The following is an 18,545-nucleotide window of genomic DNA, read 5'->3' on the forward strand; positions in this document are numbered from 1 at the left end:
AGACCGGACGGCGAGAGGCCGGGACCGCACGGAGCGGTTCCGGCCTCTCGCCACGACCGACGGGCGTCGGCGGCGGCTCAGCGGGTGGTCGGCACCATCCGGTCCAGCAGGAGGACGGCCACGTCGTCGGTCAGCTCTCCGCCGTTGAGGGCGCGGACCTCGGTCATGGCGGCGTCCAGGAGGGCGTCCCCGCGCAGTCCCCGGGCGAGCAGGCCGCGCAGGAGGCGGACCATGCCGTCCTGGCCCAGGCGCTGAGTGCCCGCGCCCACGTGGCCCTCGATCAGGCCGTCGGTGTAGAGCATCAGGCTCCAGGAGCGGCCCAGCTCGACCTGGCGCCGGGGCCAGCGGGCCTGCGGGAGCAGGCCGAGCGCCGGGCCGTTGTCCTCGCAGGGCAGGAGTTCGGCGAGGTGGCCCTGGCGGGCGATGAGCGGGGACGGGTGTCCGGCCAGGCAGAGCCCGGCCGAGCGGCCGTCCGGCGCGATGTCGACGGCGCACAGCGTCGCGAAGATCTCGTCGTCCGAACGCTCGTTCTCCAGCACCTTCTGGAGGGTGGAGAGCAGCTCGTCGCCGCAGAGGCCGGCGAAGGTCAGCGCCCGCCAGGCGATGCGCAGCTCGACGCCGAGCGCCGCCTCGTCCGGGCCGTGGCCGCAGACGTCGCCGATCATCGCGTGCACCGTGCCGTCGGCGGTGCGCACCGTGTCGTAGAAGTCGCCGCCGAGCAGGGCCCGGGAGCGGCCCGGCCGGTAACGGGCGGCGAACCGCAGGGGCGCGCCCTCCAGCAGCGGGGTCGGCAGCAGGCCGCGCTCCAGGCGGGCGTTCTCCTGGGCGCGCAGCCGCGACTCGGTCAGCTGCCGCTGGGCGTGGTCGGCCCGCTTGCGCTCCACGGCGTAGCGGACGGCGCGGCTCAGGAGCCGGCCGTCGAGCTCGTCGCGGTACAGGAAGTCCTGGGCGCCGACGCGCACCGCCTCCGGGCCGCGCGCGCTGTTCTCGGCACCGGTCAGCGCGAGGACCGCGTGCCGGGGCGCCAGCCGCAGGACGTGCCGGAGCACCGCCAGCTCGTCCTCGGCGTCGGCCTCGGTGTCCGCCGGGCGCGATCCGGCGGCGGGCAGGGCGAGGTCCAGCAGGATGCAGTGGACGTCGTCGGTGAGCAGCCGCTCGGCCTCGGTGAGGTTGCGGGCGGTGCGGACCCGTACCGTCAGCTCGGCCGAGTCCAGCAGCGACGGGATGTTGAGCGGCCCGGCCGGGTCGTCCTCGATCACCAGCAGGGTGAGCGCGCCCGACGCCTGCCCGGCGCCGGGCGACCCCGTCGAGCCGGCCGCGATCCGGGCCAGTGCCTCCGCCGCCTCGGCGGCCGTGGGGGCCGCCGAGCCGAAGGCGGTGCCGGTGCCGTCCGCGTCTCCCGTGGTCCACGGGGAGCCGGTGGCGCCGGTGTCGTACGGAGTCCCGGTGCCGGTGGCACCGCCGGGAGCGGTCTTTCGGTTGGTGCCGGGGGGCGACCCCGCGGGCCGGTCCGTCCGTGGTGCGGCGCCCCCGTCGTGACCGTTCTCCACGGCGGGGATGACTCTCTGCCGCGGTATGGGTACGGGCATCGTCTTGGTTTCCTTCCCTCCCCCCGAGGGCGCGACAGAGCGACGAACGACGCTCTGTCCGACGGGGACCATAGCGGTTGGCGACCCCCCAACGGAATGCCACGACGTGGGTCGCCAGAGTCATATGCCGTGGCATGTCAGGGGATTGGGACGCTTTGTGGGGGAGGGGTGATGACGAAGGTCACCCCGCGGTCCGGGGCGCGGGGTGACCTTGCGCCCCCGCGCCCCCGCTCTCACGCGTCCGGCCGGACCACCCCGAGGATCGTCATCGTCCCCGCGCCCGCCAGAGTGATGTGCCGACCCGGGCGGGGGGCGTGCACGATGGTGCCGTCGCCCACGTACATGCCGACGTGGCTCGCGTCGTCGTGGTAGATGATCAGGTCGCCCGGGCGCATCTCGCGTATCGGGACGCGCTCCAGCTGGCGCCACTGCTCCTGCGAGGTGCGCGGTATGGCGACCCCGGCGGCAGCCCACGCCTGCGAGGTGAGCCCGGAGCAGTCGTAGGAGTCGGGGCCCTCGGCGCCCCAGGAGTAGGGCTTGCCCATCTGGTCCACCGCGTACGCCAGGGCCTTCTTGCCGGCGGCGGACGCCTTGCCGTCGATCGCGTCGAGGATGCCGGAGTCCACCCAGGCGCTCTGCGCCCTGCGCTGCGCCTCCTTCTCCAGCTTCCGCAGCCGCTCCAGCTCCTCGGCGGCGAGCCGGGACTCCAGCTCCTCGGCCGCCTTGATCTGCTTCTTGATCTCCTTCTTCGCCTTCGCCCTGGCCGTGCGGTGCCGCTCCAGCGTCTTGTACTCGGCGGCGGCCGCGGCCTGGTCCTCCTCCAACTGCTCCTGGGTGGTCCGCAGCTGGGAGATCAGGCTCTTCGCGGCGTGCTGGCCGCGCTGGAAGCGGTTGGCGTTGTCCAGGAAGAGGCGGGGGTCGTCGGAGAGGAGGAACTGGGCGCCGTCGGGGATGCCTCCGCTGCGGTACTGCTCGCGGGCGGTGGCGCCGGCCTGGTGGCGCAGCAGTTCGAGGCGGTCCTGGCCCCTGGTGATGGCGCGGTTCAGGCGGGCCACCTCCTTGGACTGGCGCTCGGCCTTCTCCTCGGCGGCGTTGTACGCGTCGGTGGCGACGGAGGCGCGGTGGTACAGCTTCTCGATCTTCTTCCGCGCCTCTTCCAGGGGGCTCGGCGTCGCCGCCTGCCCCTCGGCCGCCTCCCCCTCGGGAGCGCCCGGCGCGGCCGGCGCCGAGACGGTGGGGGCGGGCTCCGGAGCGGCGTGGGCCGCGCCCGCCGAGGCCAGTCCGCCGACGCAGGTGATGCCGCACACCAGTGCCACCGCGGCCAGGTTCTTCCTTCGCATGCCGGTCACTCTCCGCCCCCACAAAGTGATTTCCCGTCAGTAACATCGGGGATGCTGCCATGTCCGGCTCAGATACGACAGACCCGACACCGGACCGGCTCGACGACATCCCCGTCGCACAGGTCACTTTGCCCGCCCTCCGGCGGCTACGGGCGAAAAGCCCCCACAGGCCGTTCGCCGACTTCCGGGAGCTGTCACCGTTTCCCATCCCTGCGGGGGACAGTCGCCGACTCCCGTGCCACCCCGTTGGGGCCCCCGGCTCACCCTCGTGGCGCCAGTGCCCCCCACGCCACCGTGATCTCCCCCTGCCGCCACCGCGCCGGCCCGTCCAGCACCGGCCAGTCGGCGGCCAGGTCGCGCACCGCCCGCTGCCAACGCTGGCGGGCCCCGTACGAGGCGTACGGCGCGGCGGCGGCCCAGGCGCGGTCGAAGTCGCGGAGGAAGGCGTGCACGGGCTCACCCGGGACGTTCCGGTGGATCAGCGCCTTCGGGAGGCGTTCGGCCAGGTCGGAGGGGCGGCCCAGGGAGCCGAGCCGGGTCGCGAAGGTCACCGTGCGGGGGCCCTCGGGGCCCAGCGCGACCCAGACGTGCCGACGGCCGATCTCGTCGCAGGTGCCCTCGACCAGCAGCCCGCCGCCGAGCCGGTCCGGGCCGGGCGGGGCGAGGCGCGCGGTCAGCCGTTCCCAGACGGCGCGCACCTCGTCCTCGTCGTACTGGCGCAGCACGTTGGCGGCGCGGACCAGGTGCGGGCGGCCGGGCACGGGCAGCTCGAAGCCGCCCCGTACGAAGGTGAGGCCCTCGCGGGCGTGCGGCTGGGCGGCGGCGACGCGTTCCGGGTCGATCTCGACACCGGTCACCCGGACTCCGGGGGCCGCCGTCCGCAGCCGGGCGAGGAGTTCGACGGCCGTCCAGGGGGCGTGGCCGTAACCGAGGTCCACCGCCAGGGGGTGGTCCGCCCTGCGCAGGGCCGCGCCGTGGACGGCGGCGATCCAGCGGTCCATGCGGCGCAGACGGTTCGGGTTGGTGGTGCCCCTGGTCGCGGTGCCCACGGGGCGCGACGGGGGCGGCATGGGTTCGAGTATGGCCGCCCCCGGGCGGCGGGGTGGCACGGGGATCGCCCGCGGTGGGTCCGCGCGTGGGCGGCCCCGGTCGCCGGCCGGCCCCTTCTCCGGTCCGGGGCTTCGGAACGGGGCGGGTTCGCCGGCGCCCGTAACGTTTAGGCAAAGCGGGAAGCCTCGGGCCGTCCGGGCTGTTTCCGCGTCGGGGCAGCCGTATGTCCCGACGGACCCCCGCCGGCGAGGCGGGCCGCAGCTAGGAGGACCGCCAGGTGACTCAGTACGCGTCCCGGCTCTCACGCCGCGCCGCCCAGCCGCGGCTGCGGTTGCCCGGGGGAGGCCGCAGGCCCCGACGGGTGGCCATGCTGAGCGTGCACACCTCGCCCCTGCACCAGCCGGGCACCGGCGACGCGGGCGGCATGAACGTCTACATCGTGGAGCTGGCGAAGCGGCTGGCCGCCATCGACATCGAGGTGGAGATCTTCACCCGGGCCACCACCGGGACCCTCCCGTCCACCGTGGACCTCGCCCCCGGCGTCCTCGTCCGCCACGTCGACGCGGGCCCGTACGAGGGCCTGGCCAAGGAGGAGCTGCCCGCCCAGCTCTGCGCCTTCACCCACGGTCTGATGCAGGCGTGGGCGGGCCACCGGCCGGGCCACTACGACCTGGTCCACTCCCACTACTGGCTCTCCGGCCACGTCGGCTGGCTGGCCGCCCAGCGCTGGGGCGTCCCCCTGGTGCACGCCATGCACACCATGGCCAAGGTCAAGAACGCCGCGCTCGCCGAGGGCGACACCCCCGAACCGGCCGCCCGCGTCATCGGCGAGACGCAGGTCGTCGACGCCGCCGACCGCCTGATAGCCAACACCTCCGGCGAGGCCGACGAACTGGTCCACCACTACGCCGCCGACCCCGGCAAGGTCGCCGTCGTCCACCCCGGCGTCAACCTCGACCTGTTCCGCGTGGACCCGCGCCGCTCCGGCGCCGTCGAGCCGCGCGCCGTCCCCGAGGCGCGGGCCGCCGCGCGGCAGCGGCTCGGGCTGCCGCAGGACGCGCTGGTTCCGCTCTTCGCCGGGCGCATTCAGCCGCTGAAGGCGCCGGACGTGCTGCTGCGCGCCGTCGCCGTACTCCTGGACGAGCGGCCCGAGCTGCGCTCGCGCCTGGTCGTGCCGGTGGTCGGCGGCCCGTCGGGCTCCGGCACGGCCCAGCCGGAACGGCTCCAGAAGCTGGCGGCGCGGCTCGGCATCTCGGAGGTCGTCCGGTTCCGGCCGCCGGTCGGGCAGGAGCAGCTGGCCGACTGGTTCCGGGCGGCGTCGCTGCTGGTGATGCCCTCGCACAGCGAGTCGTTCGGCCTGGTCGCCATCGAGGCGCAGGCCACCGGGACCCCGGTGCTCGCGGCCCGGGTCGGCGGCCTGCCCGTCGCCGTCACCGACGAGGTGACCGGCTTCCTCGTCGACGGCCACGACCCTGCCGACTACGCCCGCCGCCTCGCCCGCTTCGCCGACGACCCGGCGCTCACCGACCGGATGGGCGCGGCGGCGGCCCTGCACGCCCAGTCGTTCGGCTGGGACACGGCGGCGTCGGGCACGGCGGACGTCTACACGGCCGCGGTGCAGGAACACCGCCGTCGCGTACGCTCGCCCCATGGCTGACACCCCGTCCCACCAGGCCCCCGCGTCCCCGGACGCGGCCGCCCGCCGGCGTGTCCTCCAGGGCGCGTTCGACAGCGCCGAGCTGGAGTGGGAGAGCCCGCGGCCCGGCCACTACGTGGTCAAGCTGCCCGGCAGCCGCAAGCTGTGGACGACCGTCTCGTTCATCCTCGGCGGCCACTCGCTCTCGGTGAACGCCTTCGTGGTCCGCCGCCCCGACGAGAACCACGAGGCCGTCTACCGCTGGCTGCTGGAGAAGAACCTCAAGCTGTACGGCGTCGGCTACGCCGTCGACCCCCTCGGCGACGTCTACCTCGCGGGCAGGCTCCCGCTGGCCGCCGTCACCCCCGACGAGGTCGACCGGCTCCTCGGCGCCGTCCTCGAAGCCTCCGACGGTGCCTTCAACACCCTCCTGGAACTGGGCTTCGCCTCCGCCATCCGCAAGGAGTACGACTGGCGCGTCGCCCGCGGCGAGCCGACCCGGAACCTGGCGGCGTTCCAGCACCTGATCGAGCGCGGCCCGCGCTGAGGCGGGGCCGGCGCGCCCGCCCCGCCTCACCCGTCAGGCCCAACCGCCGCGCGGGGCGCCCTGGCCCCTCCCCGTCACCCGGTCGCCCGTGTCGCGCCCGGTGTCCGCGCAGGTCGCCAGGGCGCCCGCCGGCCCGCGTCCGGGGCTGATCGAGTGGCGGGTCACCGGCGGCGTACTAAGGGTGAGGGCAGGTCCAGCCGTTCCGGCGGGACCGTCCTGTCGGCCCTGTAGGAAGGACGACCGATGTTCCGTCCCACCAGCAAGCCCGCCCGGGCGGCGGCCAAGGCCGCCGCCGTCTCCCTCTCCGCCGTGACCGTCTGCGCCGCGACCCCGGCCGCCCTCGCCTCGGCGGCCCCCGCGCCCGCCGGCACGGTGGCCCGGCAGCCCGCGCCGGACGAGGCGGCGGGGACGGACGGGACCGCCGGACCGCACGACATCGTCTTCGTGCAGACCTCGGGCGAGGAGGGCAACCGGGTCGTCGCGTACACCCGCACCCCCGAGGGCACCCTGCGCGAGGCCGGCAGCTACGCGACCCGGGGCGAGGGCGGCCGGCTGCGCGGTACCGAGGCCGACGGCTACCAGGCGTCGCAGGGCTCCCTCGCCTACGTCCCCGAGGAGTCCCTCCTCATCGCCGCCAACTCCGGCAGCGGCACGGTCTCCGTCTTCGAGGTCGACGGCGCGAAGCTGACCCTGCGCCAGGTCACCCCGTCCGGCGGCGGCTTCCCCGCGAGTATCGCCGTGCACGGTGGCATCGCCTACGTCCTCAACGCCGGAAGCGGCGGCTCCGTCCAGGGCTTCACCATCGACGGGCCCCGCCTGGAGCCGATCGCCGGCAGCCGCCGCGAACTGGGCCTGTCCACCGACCGCAGCCCGCTCCAGTACACCCGCACCCCCGGCCAGGTCGGCTTCACCGACGACGGCTCCCGCCTGATCGTCACCACCAAGGCCAACGGCTCCCTCCAGGTCTTCGACGTGGACGACGACGGCCTGCTCTCCGCCGAACCGGTCACCAACGACCTTGCGCCGAGCGCCCCCTTCGCCTTCGTCACCGACGAGGACGGCCGCCTCGTCGTCGCCGACGCCACCAACACCGTCGACACCTTCACCCTGTGGAAGGACGACACCGTGCACCCCGTCGACTCCGTCGACACCGGCGAGATGGGAACCGGCAGGATCGCCCGCGACGGCGGCGTCGTCTACGTCTCCCACACCGGCAGCGACGCCCTCACCGCCTACCGGGTCGCCGCCGACGGCCACCTCACCCCGGCCGGCCGCACCGCCACCGGCGCGGGCCCGACCGACCTGGCCGTCTCCCCGGCCGGCGACTACCTCTACGTCCAGACCACCGAGGCCGGCGCCGTCGAGACGTACCGCATCGGCCCCGACGGCGGCCTGACCAGGACCGGGACGACGACCGTGCCGGACGCGGTCGGCGGCGAGGGGATCGTGGCGCCCTGACCCCGCTCAGGCCGGCTTGCGCAGCGCGTCCCGCTCCCCGTCCGGCTTCGGCGCCGTCAGCTCCACCGGCGGCTCCGGGGTCAGCGGGAGGGAACCGGCGGCCGCGGGCGTGGGGCGGCTCTCCTCGTCGCCCAGGCCCCGGACGAGCAGCCGGTACCCGCCGGCCGCGACCGTGCCGATGACGGCGCACGCGCCCCAGAGCCAGGCCGCGCCCCAGCGGTCCAGGACGATGCCTGACATCAGCGGCGCCACCATCGCCGCGACCGCCCAGGACAGCGTGTACATGCCCTGGTAGCGGCCGCGCCCGTGGACCGGCGAGAGGCGGACGACCAGGCTCGTCTGGGTCGGCGCGTTGATGATCTCGGCCAGCGTCCAGACGCAGACGGTCAGCGCGAAGGCCCCGATCGACCCGGCGAAGGCGGTCAGCCCGAAGCCGTACCCGGCGAGCAGCGTGGAGATCGTCAGCAGCCGCCCCGCGTCCCGGTGCTCGATGAACCGGGTGACGGGGATCTGGAGTGCCACGATCAGCACGCCGTTGACCGCGACGACCAGCCCGTAGTCGGCCGGGCTGAACCCCGCGCGCCCCATCGCCACCGGCAGCCCCACCGCCCCCTGCTGGAAGACGAGCGCGGCCAGGAACGACAGCACGACCACACCCATGAACCGCCCGTCACGCAGCACCGTCCCGAGGCTCACCGCGTCCTCGGCGCCCTGCTCCTCGGCCGACCGCTCGGGCCGCGACTCCGGCAGCTTGACGAAGACGAGGATCGCGCAGGTCAGCGTCATCACCGCCTCCCCGAGGAACCCGGCCAGGTAGCTGTACTGGGCGATGAACCCCGCCGCCATCGCCGAGACGGCGAACCCCAGGTTGATCGCCCAGTAGTTGAGCGAGAACGCCCGCACCCGGTCCTCGGGCCGCACGATGTCGGCCATCATCGCCTGCACCGCGGGACGGCTGGCGTTCATCGACGCGCCGACCAGGAAGGCGACGGCGGCGATCGCCACCGGGTCCGTCATGAAGCCGAGCAGCGCCACCGACAGGGCCGTCGACACCTGCGCGATCAGCATGGTGGGCCGCCGTCCGAGCCGGTCGGTCAGCACGCCGGCGGCCAGTGACGAGATCACCCCGCCGAGCCCGTGCAGCGCCGCGACCAGCCCCGCGTACGAGGCCGAGTGCCCGCGCTCCAGCGTCAGGTACAGCGCCATGAAGGTGGCGACGAACCCGCCGAGCCGGTTGACGAGCGTGCTCGTCCACAGCCACCAGAACTCGCGGGGCAACCCGGAGACACTGCGCCGCACGGCCGTCCGGACCGCTCTCGGAACGAGCGAGGACGGTGACGGCAGGGACGGGACGGGCATGATCGCGACTCCGCGTGAGGTAAGCAGTGAACTGGGCGAGCGCATATTACGTCCGCCGGGTCGCCGACAGCCATCCGATTTCGCGATACGGCCCGTCCACGCCCCCACCCCGGCCTTGGATTACGCTCGGGCCCATGGCCGACGCACCGTACAAGCTGATCCTCCTCCGCCACGGCGAGAGCGAGTGGAACGCGAAGAACCTGTTCACCGGCTGGGTGGACGTCAACCTCACCGAGAAGGGCGAGAAGGAGGCTGTACGCGGCGGCGAGCTGCTGGTGGCCGCCGGGCTCCTCCCCGACGTCGTACACACCTCGCTCCAGAAGCGCGCCATCCGCACGGCGCAGCTCGCCCTGGAGTCCGCCGACCGCCACTGGATTCCGGTCCACCGCTCCTGGCGGCTGAACGAGCGCCACTACGGAGCCCTCCAGGGCAAGGACAAGGCCCAGACCCTGGAGGAGTTCGGCGAGGAGCAGTTCATGCTCTGGCGCCGCTCCTACGACACCCCGCCCCCGCCGCTGGCCCCCGACGCCGAGTGGTCCCAGTACGACGACCCGCGCTACGCCGCCATCCCCCCGGAGGCCCGCCCCCGCACGGAGGCCCTCCTCCAGGTCGGCCAGCGCATGCTCCCGTACTGGTACGACGCGATCGTCCCCGACCTCCTCGACGGCCGCACGGTCCTCGTCGCCGCCCACGGCAACAGCCTCCGCGCCCTGGTCAAGCACCTCGACCAGATCTCCGACGCCGACATCTCGGGCCTCAACATCCCGACCGGCATCCCCCTCTCCTACCAGCTGGACGAGAACTTCCGGCCGCTGAACCCCGGGGGGACCTACCTGGACCCGGAGGCGGCCGCGGCCGCCATCGAGGCTGTGAAGAACCAGGGCAAGAAGAAGTAGGAACACCTCCTCCCTCGCGGAGCGGGCCCCCGACTGCCGGGAATCGCAGGCGGGGGCCCGCTGTCACTCGTCGGCATCAGTCCCGGGTCGGCTCTTCCCGATCCAGGAGCCGTTCCGCGATGTCGTCGGCCCATTCCTGCGCCCACCGGCGCAATGCGGCGATCGAGGGTACGTCGAGCCCGTATGCCGCGAACTCGGAGCCGTCGATCCCGCCGCTGCCGACGAGCCTGGTGGACAAGGGGGCCACTTCCAGCGTCCGGACCTGCCGTCCGCCTCCGTCAGCCCCGCCGATCACGTGCCGATCACCCGGCGCATCGCCTCCTCCACCCGCCCCGCGTCCACCGGCTCGTCCCGTAGCAGGGCCTGGAGGAAGAGGCCGTCCAGGGTGGCGGTGAGGGTGGTGACGGTGGCGGGGTCGGTGGTGAAGGGGGCGGCCAGTTCGCCGAGGACGTCGGTCCAGCGGGCGGCGGCCGGGCGCAGGGCGGGGCGGCGCGCCGCCTGGAGGTACAGCTCGTACTCGGCCAGTGCGCGGGAGCGGTTCTGCTCCTGGCAGGCGGCGAGGCGGGCGGCGAGGTCGCCCAGGCCGTAGCCCTCGGGGAGGCGGGCGGAGAGGTCGCGGGCGTAGGCGTCGGAGCTGTCGCGCAGGGCGGCGGTGAGGAGGTCGTCGACGGCCGGGTAGTGGTAGGAGGCGACCGACTTGGGGACGCCCGCCTCGGCGGCGACGGCGCGGTGGGTGACCCCGGCGACCCCGTCGCGCTCGATCACCCGGACCGTCGCGTCCAGCAGGCGCCGCCGGGTCTCCTCGCCGCGCGCCCGGCGGCCGTCGGCCTGGGGTTCAGTGGGCACCGCCGGCCTCCAGTGCGACCACGCCGGCGGCGACCAGGGCCAGGCCGCCGTACTGGACCGGCGTCAGGCTGTCGCCGAGGAAGGCGGCGCCGATCAAGGCGACCAGGGCGACTCCGGCGGCGGCCCAGATGCCGTAGGCGACGCCGATGGCCATACCGCGCTTGAGGACCAGGGCCAGCAGGGTGAAGGCGGTGAGGTAGCCGACGACCACGATGATCGACGGGGCGATCCGCGAGAACCCCTCGGAGAGCCGCAGGGAGATCGTCGCCGTGACTTCGGCGAGGATCGCGCACGCCAGCAGGACCCACGTCATCGTGATGCTCCGTTCCGTCCGCAGGGTGGTGAGAGTACGCGGGAGGCGGGCGCCCCCGGACGAACAACCTGGACGTCTGTCCAGTTATTCCGGCGTGCGGCACCCGCTCACGTCCGCGAGGCCCGCGCCTCCGGCGGATTCACCGGAGGCGCGGGCCCGTGGCGCGGTGGCGGGTCAGCCGCAGCCGCCCCCGCACTGGCACGAGCCGCCGGACTGGCAGCCGCAGCCGCAGCTGGAGCCGCAGCCGCAGGCGCCCAACAGGACGAGCCGGGGCAGGTCGCGGCTGGCGGCGGGGTGGACGCGCTGTTCCTGGGAGGTCTCGGGTATGCGGGCCTGGGCCATGGCGTTCCCTTCACAGGTCGCGGGACGGGCGGCGTACACGGGCCGGGCCGACTCGGTGGAGGCACGTCGGCCGGGTACGCCGTCCGGATCTCGCGGACGGGCGGCGGTGGGTACGGCTCGGAGCCGTACCGCCTCTCATTGGACGCCCCGACCGGCGGGCGCATCAACGGCGCACATGGGCGTACGGGACGGGAGGGCCGCACGCTGATGCGCCCGGCTCGCACCTCCGCACGGAACGGGCGGGGCGGCGGGGGCGCCGGGTGCGGATGCGACGAGAGGGGCGGGGCGCCCGTCGGCACCCCGCCCCTCACCGACCGGCCCGCGCGGGCCTCGCCGTCCGCTCGGGCTACACGCCCTCGACCGGCACCGCCGGCGGCTGGATGTCGTCGGCGTGCTCGCCGGTCACCAGGTAGACGACGCGGTTGGCGACCGAGACGGCGTGGTCGGCGAACCGCTCGTAGTAGCGGCCGAGCAACGTCACGTCCACGGCCGTCTCCACGCCGTGCTGCCAGCGGTCGTCCATCAGGTGCTGGAAGAGCGCGCGGTGCAGCAGGTCCATCTCGTCGTCGTCGGTCTCCAGCTGGAGCGCCTGGTCGACGTCCTTGGTGATGATCACCTCGGCCGCCTTCGCCATCAGCCGCTGCGCCAGCTGACCCATCTCCAGCAGCGTCGCGTGCAGGTCCCGGGGGACCGGCGAGTCGGGGAAGCGCAGCCGCGCCTGCTTCGCCACGTGCTTCGCCAGATCGCCGGAGCGCTCCAGGTCGGCGCTCATCCTCAGGCTCGTCACGACGATCCGCAGATCGGTCGCGACCGGCTGCTGGCGGGCCAGCAGCGCGATGGCCCGTGCCTCCAGGTCGTGCTGGAGGTCGTCGATCCTCTGGTCACCGGCGATCACGCTCTCCGCCAGGTTCAGATCGGCGTCCAGTATCGCCGTGGTGGCACGTCCGATGGCCGACCCGACCAGCCGCGCCATCTCGACCAGGCTGTCGCCGATCGAGTCCAGTTCCTCGTGGTACGCGTCCCGCATGGGCTCCCTCTCTCCCGGTTCCGGGGGGCTCTGGGCCCCACGCTCCCACGGTGGGGGCACTTCGCGACGGCATCCGGCATCTCTGGTGAACCGCCCCCGTCGCCACGGTGAACTCTGGGCGACGAGTGGTGCGGGCCGCGCTCCCGCCGCTGTGAGCTGGGGCTTGCGCCCGCATAACCTGGACACATGGACGTGAACACGGCAGTGGCCGCGGTGGCCGCGCTCGCCGGCGTGTGCACCGGCGTCATCGCGATGCTGGCGTTCCGCTGGAGCGAACGCGAGCTGCGCCGGCCCACCCGTACCTCCCTGCACAGCACCCCGGTGCTGCCGGCGGGCGTCGACACCGTCCTCTCCGCCCTGCGCTCCTCCGCCGTCGTGCTCGACGAGGGGGACGGCGTGGTCAAGGCCAGCTCCGCCGCGTACGCCCTCGGGCTGGTGCGGGGCGGCAAACTGGCCGTCGAGCCGATGGTGAGGATGGCCCGCGACACCCGGCGCGACGGGGAGATACGCCAGGCCGAGCTGGACCTGCCCCGCCGGGGCGCCGGCCGGGGAGAGGGCCTCGCCGTCTCCGCACGGGTCGCCCCGCTCGGCTCCCGCCTGGTGCTGCTGCTGGTCGAGGATCTGACCGAGGCCCGCCGCATCGAGGCGGTACGCCGCGACTTCGTCGCCAACGTCAGCCACGAGCTGAAGACCCCGGTCGGTGCCCTCTCGCTGCTCTCCGAGGCGGTCCGGGACGCGGCCGACGACCCGGAGGCGGTCGAGCGGTTCGCCGGGCGGATGGAGATCGAGGCGACCCGCCTGACCAGCCTCGTCCAGGAGCTGATCGACCTCTCCCGGGTCCAGAACGACGACCCGATGGAGGACGCCGAGCCCGTCGACGTGGACGAGCTGATCGCCGAGGCGATGGACCGCAGCCGCCAGGCCGCCGCCCACAAGCAGATCACCATGAGCTGGGGCGGCGACATCGACCTCTTCGTCTGGGGCAGTCGGGGCGCGCTGGTCGGCGCGCTGGGCAACCTGGTCGAGAACGCCGTCAACTACAGCCCGCCCCGCACCCGGGTCGGGGTGGCCGCCCGCCGGGTCAGTGAGCCCGGCGGCGAGTACATCGACATCACCGTCACCGACCAGGGCATCGGCATATCGGAGAAGGACCGCGAGCGGGTCTTCGAGCGCTTCTACCGCGTCGACCCCGCCCGCTCCCGCGCCACCGGCGGCACCGGCCTCGGCCTCGCCATCGTCAAGCACGTCGCCGCCTCGCACGGCGGCGAGGTCACCGTCTGGAGCTCCGAGGGCCAGGGCTCGACCTTCACCCTCCGCCTCCCCGAGGCCGGTGCCACCCGCGACCGCCGTTCGAGGTCGAAGCGCAGGCCCCGGCCCGAGATGGCCCCGGACTCCGGCGGCCCCACCACGACCACCGCCCCCGGCCCCGCCGAGGGCTCCGGCGCCACCCGGCGCCCCCGTACCGACGACGTACCCGGCGGCGCGGAACGCGCGGCGGCCCCCGCCGCGTCCACCGCACCGCCGCCCGCCCCACCATCCGTTCTCCCTGCCCCGGAGGTCCTCCCGTGACCCGAGTGCTCGTCGTCGAGGATGAGGAATCCTTCAGCGACGCCCTGTCCTACATGCTGCGCAAGGAGGGTTTCGAGGTCGCCGTCGCCGCCACCGGGCCCGAGGGACTCGACGAGTTCGAGCGCAACGGCGCCGACCTGGTCCTGCTCGACCTGATGCTGCCCGGGCTGCCCGGCACCGAGGTCTGCCGCCAGCTGCGCGGCCGGTCCAACGTGCCGGTGATCATGGTCACCGCCAAGGACAGCGAGATCGACAAGGTCGTCGGCCTGGAGATAGGCGCCGACGACTACGTCACCAAGCCCTTCTCCTCGCGCGAACTGGTCGCCCGCATCCGCGCCGTGCTGCGCCGGCGGGGCGAACCGGAGGAGGCCGTACCGCAGGCCCTGGAAGCCGGTCCGGTACGGATGGACGTGGACCGGCACGTGGTCACCGTCGCCGGCGGCAAGGTCGACCTGCCGCTCAAGGAGTTCGACCTGCTGGAGATGCTGCTGCGCAACGCCGGGCGCGTGCTGACCCGGATGCAGCTCATCGACCGGGTCTGGGGCGCCGACTACGTGGGCGACACCAAGACCCTGGACGTCCACGTCAAGCGCCTGCGCGCCAAGATCGAGCCGGACCCGGGCGCCCCGCGCTACCTGGTCACCGTGCGCGGCCTGGGCTACAAGTTCGAGCCCTGACGGGGCCCGGTCCACGGCGGGCCGGACAGACGAGGAGGGCGGGACCCGGTGCGGGTCCCGCCCTCCTCGTACGTGGTCTCAGTGACCGGCGTGCGACGCCTCGCCGGCCTCGCCCTGCGCGCCCTCGGCGGGGGCGCCGGTCTCGTCGGCCGGGGCCTCGGCGCCCTCACCCGGGGCCTTGGAGTTCCCCGGGGACGGGCTGCCGGAGGCCGGGGCGCTCGGCGTCTCGCTCGGGCCCCACTTCTTGAAGTAGCTGGTGGCCGGGACGACCAGGGTGTCCAGCTTCACGTCGCCGGTGCGGCTGAAGGTGAAGGTGACGGCCTGCGCGTTGCCGTCGAGGACGGCGAGGCGACTGCTGGGCAGGACCGCCGAGGCGTTGTCCTTGCCGCCGACGATGAGGCGGCCGCCGGCCGGGATGGTCAGCGGGCCGTTGCCCTGCGCGGCGGTCAGCTCGGCCTTCTTGTTCACGCCGTCGACCACGACCGAGTCGAGGGTCTGGTCCTTGTCGCCGTTGTTGAAGATGGTGGCGGCGACGATCGCGGGGCCGGTCGACTCAAGGTCGGGCTGGGTCACGATCGTGGCGTTCTGGACCATGATGTCGCCGACCGTGGCCGCCGCGTTGTCCGGACGGATCTGGTGGGTCTCCGCGTTTTTCCCTGCGGCGCACGAGGCGAGCGAGGCGATCGAGAACGCGATGGCGGCGGCGGCGATGGCGCCGCGTCGAAGGCTGCTGCTCACGGTGCGGGCAACTCCTTGCACGAGGACGGAACGAGGTCGGTACGGGCCAAGGGGGCGGTTCGGGACCCTCCCGGTCAAGCGTGATCAGGTTACCGAGCCGTCGCCACCGGGGTTCACCCGACCCGCCCCCTCCCGGGCCCGGGACTGCCGGGGCGGTCCGTGCCTCACGTCGCGAGGGTGGCTGAGGGTGCCCGCCGGGGCCGGTCCGCGGCAATCCGGAAATGCGCGGGCGGCGCCGGTGAGGGGGATTCCCGGGATTTCCCGTAAGGAATGCGCGGGCGCCGGGGGAAATGGATCGGAGCGCCGCTCCTTCTCGTCCACGCCGCGCCGCGTGATCACCCCGTGATCGTGCCGTGATCCCGTGCGGCGTTTCCCCGGTGCCCCGGAGTCGACCCCTCCGGTGCTCCCGGGGAGGTCCGCGTGATCAATTCCGGCAATGCCGGGAAGTGTGACGCGGTCCTTCGAGCACGGGAGCCGTACGGGAGGGCGCTGGGCCGGACAAACTAGGACATAGGGCCCTTCCTTTCCGGCCTCAACCACCTGTAACGTACGCGTTTCCCTTTCCCTGCAGAGCTGCCCCGACCTGCGAATACCTCGTTCCGTGGGGCCTTCGCAGCACGTTCGCGTTGTTGTTGTCAAGCCCTGAGATATGGCCTGACCTGCGAAAACGCCATTCAAGGGTCTCGATTCTCGTGTTACCCTTGATAGCCACGGAAGGGGTACCTGTCACATGACGTTCAAGGTTGGCGACACCGTGGTCTATCCCCATCACGGAGCCGCGCTGATCGAGGCAATCGAAACTCGCCAGATCAAGGGTGTGGACAAGAACTACCTGGTTCTCAAGGTCGCGCAAGGCGACCTGACGGTGCGCGTGCCCGCGGACAACGCGGAGCTGGTCGGCGTGCGCGACGTAGTGGGCCAGGACGGTCTGGACCGGGTCTTCGAGGTGCTGCGCGCGCCGTACGCCGAGGAGCCGACCAACTGGTCCCGACGCTACAAGGCGAATCTGGAGAAGCTGGCGTCGGGCGATGTGATCCGCGTCGCCGAGGTCGTCCGCGACCTGTGGCGCCGGGAGCGCGAGCGCGGTCTGTCCGCCGGTGAGAAGCGCATGCTGGCGAAGGCTCGCCAGATCCTGGTCAGCGAGCTGGCGCTGGCCGAGAACACCAACGAGGACAAGGCCGAGGCCCTCCTCGACGAGGTGCTCGCCTCCTGACACCCCGCTCCTCGCGGAGCGGCGTCGCGTGAGCGCGCACGTCCCATCTGCCGTATCGCCCGCTGATCACCTTCACCGGGCGATTCGGCATATCCGGGCAGGAAGTGGCGCCCGACAGTGCGGCGCGAAAGAGGGGCACGCCTTGCCGGTGTGCCCCTCTGGCGTACCGGGATACTGAGCGACGCGTGCTGTGTGTGGTGGTGGTGTCGCGTCTGTGGTCGGAATGGCCCCCGGCGTGTCGCTGCTGGACGTGCCGGGTCCCCGGCGACCGACTCGACCGGAAGTCACGGAAGGGTCCGGTCCAGACGTCGCGCCCGGCACGTTGGTGGCCATACCCAGGACGCCCGAGCGTACAAACCTGAACGGAACCGATGACTGACGAAACCCAGGCGCCCCGCACGGCGGTGGTGATTCCGGCGGCCGGCCGCGGTGTGCGGCTCGGCCCCGGCACCCCGAAAGCCCTGCGTACGCTGCACGGAACCCCCATGCTCGTCCACGCCGTCCGGGCCATGGCCGCCTCGCGCGCCGTGTCCCTGGTCGTGGTGGTCGCCCCGCCCGACGGTGTCGCCGAGGTGCGCGCGATGGTCGACGACCACCTCCACCCGACCGAGGCGCCCTCGTTCGCGCCGGAACGGGCCGGCGGCGGGGACGAGACCGACGTCGTGGTCGTGGCCGGCGGTGAGACCCGGCAGGAGTCGGTACGGCGCGGGCTCGACGCGCTGCCCGCCGACGTGGCGACCGTCCTGGTGCACGACGCGGCCCGGCCGCTGGTGCCGGTGGACATCGTCGACGGTGTGGTGGTGGCGGTACGGGGCGGGGCCCCGGCCGTCGTGCCCGGGCTGCCGCTGAGCGACACCGTCAAGGAGGTCGGGGCGCTCGCCGAGGGCGCCACCGCACCCGGTGAACCGGTGGTGGCGACGCCCGAGAGGGCGCGGCTGCGGGCGGTGCAGACGCCGCAGGGGTTCGACCGGGAGGCGCTGGACCGCGCGCACCGGCAGGGGCCCGTGGAGGGCGAGGGCGCCACGGACGACGCCGGGCTCTGCGAGCGGCTGGGGCTGCCGGTCGTGGTCGTGCCCGGGCACGAGGAAGCCTTCAAGGTGACGAGGCCGCTCGATCTGGTGCTGGCCGAGGCGGTTCTGGCGCGTAGGAGGGCCAACGATGGGTACTGAGACGGGGCCCCGGGGCGGGGCGGGGTTCGCGATGCCGCTGGTCGGGATCGGCACCGATGTGCACGCCTTCGAGCGGGGGCGCGAGCTGTGGTGCGCGGGGCTGCTCTGGGAGGGTGAGGAGTTCGGACTCGCCGGGCACTCCGACGGGGACGTGGCCGCGCACGCCGCCTGCGACGCGCTCTTCTCGGCCGCGGGGCTCGGGGATCTGGGGGCGCACTTCGGCACCTCGCGGCCCGAGTGGGCCGGCGCGTCCGGGGTCGCGCTCCTGAGCGAGGCCGCACGGATCGTACGGGCCGAAGGGCTGGAGATCGGGAACGTGGCGGTGCAGGTCATCGGGGTGCGGCCCAAGGTGGGCAAGCGGCGGGGGGAGGCTGTGGCCGCCTTGTCCGCCGCGGTGGGGGCGCCCGTGTCCGTGTCCGGGACCACCACGGACGGGCTCGGGCTCACCGGGCGTGGGGAGGGGTTGGCGGCGATCGCCACCGCCCTGGTGTACCGGGGCCGGTAGTCGGGGTTCAGCGTCGGGTTCCGCCCGGCCGGGCTTGGGTGAGGTGGCCTCAAGCGCCGGCCGGGCTCTTCGGCCTCAGGCGCCGGCCCGGCTGGGGTCGGCTGAGGTGGGGCACTTGGGTGCGGCCCCGGGCCGCTGCCGTCACTGATGGCCTCAAGCGCCGGCCGGGGCTGATTTCTGCGGGGTGGGGTGGGCGTTCGGGCGCCCCGGGGGTTGCCGTCGCTGATGGCCTCAAGCGCCGGCCGGGCTGATTCCGGCGGGGCGGTGGGGG

19 protein-coding genes are annotated in these 18,545 nt (G+C 73.8%); 9 read left to right on the forward strand and 10 right to left on the reverse strand.

Annotation, left to right across the window (positions count from 1 at the left end):
* Positions 1–77: 77 nt before the first annotated feature.
* From ACSLIC_RS14440 to ACSLIC_RS14450, 3 genes are all read right to left on the reverse strand, one after another.
* Positions 78–1,589, reverse strand: a complete 1,512-nt coding sequence (locus tag ACSLIC_RS14440; RefSeq protein WP_436738093.1) for a PP2C family protein-serine/threonine phosphatase — start codon at positions 1,587–1,589, stop codon at positions 78–80.
* 233 nt (positions 1,590–1,822) lie between these two features.
* Positions 1,823–2,929 carry an NlpC/P60 family protein gene (locus ACSLIC_RS14445; RefSeq protein ID WP_436738094.1) on the reverse strand — a complete coding sequence of 369 codons (1,107 nt, stop codon included), beginning with the start codon at positions 2,927–2,929 and terminating at the stop codon, positions 1,823–1,825.
* Positions 2,930–3,189: 260 nt separating this feature from the next.
* On the reverse strand, positions 3,190–3,999 hold the full coding sequence (locus tag ACSLIC_RS14450) for a class I SAM-dependent methyltransferase (protein WP_436738095.1): 810 nt from the start codon (positions 3,997–3,999) through the stop codon (positions 3,190–3,192).
* Between the two features lie 257 nt (positions 4,000–4,256).
* Between ACSLIC_RS14450 and mshA the strand changes: the two genes are divergently transcribed.
* From mshA to ACSLIC_RS14465, 3 genes are all read left to right on the forward strand, one after another.
* On the forward strand, positions 4,257–5,636 hold the full coding sequence (gene mshA, locus ACSLIC_RS14455; RefSeq protein ID WP_436738096.1) for a D-inositol-3-phosphate glycosyltransferase: 1,380 nt from the start codon (positions 4,257–4,259) through the stop codon (positions 5,634–5,636).
* Positions 5,629–6,162, forward strand: coding sequence for a YbjN domain-containing protein (locus ACSLIC_RS14460; protein ID WP_436738097.1), 534 nt, complete (start codon positions 5,629–5,631; stop codon positions 6,160–6,162). Before mshA ends, ACSLIC_RS14460 begins: the two co-directional genes overlap by 8 nt.
* Before the next feature lie 243 nt (positions 6,163–6,405).
* Positions 6,406–7,620 (forward strand): lactonase family protein, encoded by a 1,215-nt coding sequence (locus ACSLIC_RS14465; protein ID WP_436738098.1) that lies wholly within the window; start codon positions 6,406–6,408, stop codon positions 7,618–7,620.
* A gap of 6 nt (positions 7,621–7,626) precedes the next feature.
* Here ACSLIC_RS14465 and ACSLIC_RS14470 read toward each other — a convergent pair whose 3' ends face one another.
* Positions 7,627–8,979, reverse strand: coding sequence for an MDR family MFS transporter (locus ACSLIC_RS14470; RefSeq protein WP_436738099.1), 1,353 nt, complete (start codon positions 8,977–8,979; stop codon positions 7,627–7,629).
* A 134-nt stretch (positions 8,980–9,113) separates the two neighbouring features.
* Here ACSLIC_RS14470 and ACSLIC_RS14475 point away from each other — a divergent pair, with 134 nt between their 5' ends.
* A complete protein-coding gene (locus ACSLIC_RS14475; RefSeq protein ID WP_436738100.1) occupies positions 9,114–9,875 on the forward strand; it encodes a phosphoglyceromutase in 762 nt (253 codons plus the stop codon).
* 76 nt (positions 9,876–9,951) lie between these two features.
* On the opposite strand, the gene ACSLIC_RS14480 is transcribed toward ACSLIC_RS14475, so the two are convergent.
* From ACSLIC_RS14480 to phoU, 5 genes are all read right to left on the reverse strand, one after another.
* A complete protein-coding gene (locus tag ACSLIC_RS14480; protein WP_436738101.1) occupies positions 9,952–10,113 on the reverse strand; it encodes a hypothetical protein in 162 nt (53 codons plus the stop codon).
* A 53-nt stretch (positions 10,114–10,166) separates the two neighbouring features.
* A complete protein-coding gene (locus ACSLIC_RS14485; protein WP_436738102.1) occupies positions 10,167–10,721 on the reverse strand; it encodes a TetR/AcrR family transcriptional regulator in 555 nt (184 codons plus the stop codon).
* Positions 10,711–11,034: a DMT family transporter gene (locus tag ACSLIC_RS14490; protein WP_436738103.1), complete on the reverse strand. Its 324-nt coding sequence runs from the start codon at positions 11,032–11,034 to the stop codon at positions 10,711–10,713. Before ACSLIC_RS14490 ends, ACSLIC_RS14485 begins: the two co-directional genes overlap by 11 nt.
* 174 nt (positions 11,035–11,208) lie before the next feature.
* On the reverse strand, positions 11,209–11,376 hold the full coding sequence (locus tag ACSLIC_RS14495; RefSeq protein WP_436738104.1) for a hypothetical protein: 168 nt from the start codon (positions 11,374–11,376) through the stop codon (positions 11,209–11,211).
* A 346-nt stretch (positions 11,377–11,722) separates the two neighbouring features.
* Positions 11,723–12,403: a phosphate signaling complex protein PhoU gene (gene phoU / locus ACSLIC_RS14500; RefSeq protein ID WP_436738105.1), complete on the reverse strand. Its 681-nt coding sequence runs from the start codon at positions 12,401–12,403 to the stop codon at positions 11,723–11,725.
* A 186-nt stretch (positions 12,404–12,589) separates the two neighbouring features.
* Here phoU and ACSLIC_RS14505 point away from each other — a divergent pair, with 186 nt between their 5' ends.
* Together ACSLIC_RS14505 and ACSLIC_RS14510 are read left to right on the forward strand one after the other, a co-directional pair.
* On the forward strand, positions 12,590–13,972 hold the full coding sequence (locus ACSLIC_RS14505; RefSeq protein ID WP_436738106.1) for a sensor histidine kinase: 1,383 nt from the start codon (positions 12,590–12,592) through the stop codon (positions 13,970–13,972).
* Positions 13,969–14,649, forward strand: a complete 681-nt coding sequence (locus ACSLIC_RS14510) for a response regulator (protein ID WP_436738107.1) — start codon at positions 13,969–13,971, stop codon at positions 14,647–14,649. The genes ACSLIC_RS14505 and ACSLIC_RS14510 overlap by 4 nt, the downstream gene beginning before the upstream one ends.
* 78 nt (positions 14,650–14,727) lie before the next feature.
* Here ACSLIC_RS14510 and ACSLIC_RS14515 read toward each other — a convergent pair whose 3' ends face one another.
* Positions 14,728–15,387, reverse strand: a complete 660-nt coding sequence (locus ACSLIC_RS14515) for a DUF461 domain-containing protein (protein WP_436738108.1) — start codon at positions 15,385–15,387, stop codon at positions 14,728–14,730.
* Positions 15,388–16,117: 730 nt separating this feature from the next.
* Here ACSLIC_RS14515 and ACSLIC_RS14520 point away from each other — a divergent pair.
* From ACSLIC_RS14520 to ispF, 3 genes are all read left to right on the forward strand, one after another.
* A complete protein-coding gene (locus tag ACSLIC_RS14520; protein ID WP_003949795.1) occupies positions 16,118–16,600 on the forward strand; it encodes a CarD family transcriptional regulator in 483 nt (160 codons plus the stop codon).
* 371 nt (positions 16,601–16,971) lie between these two features.
* Complete coding sequence (ispD, locus tag ACSLIC_RS14525) at positions 16,972–17,769, forward strand: 2-C-methyl-D-erythritol 4-phosphate cytidylyltransferase (protein ID WP_436738109.1); 798 nt, start codon at positions 16,972–16,974, stop codon at positions 17,767–17,769.
* Positions 17,759–18,274, forward strand: coding sequence for a 2-C-methyl-D-erythritol 2,4-cyclodiphosphate synthase (gene ispF / locus ACSLIC_RS14530; RefSeq protein WP_436738110.1), 516 nt, complete (start codon positions 17,759–17,761; stop codon positions 18,272–18,274). Before ispD ends, ispF begins: the two co-directional genes overlap by 11 nt.
* The last annotated feature ends 271 nt before the right edge of the window (positions 18,275–18,545 follow it).

It is taken from the genome of Streptomyces sp. BBFR102 (genome assembly GCF_051397025.1).
Lineage (GTDB): Bacteria > Actinomycetota > Actinomycetes > Streptomycetales > Streptomycetaceae > Streptomyces.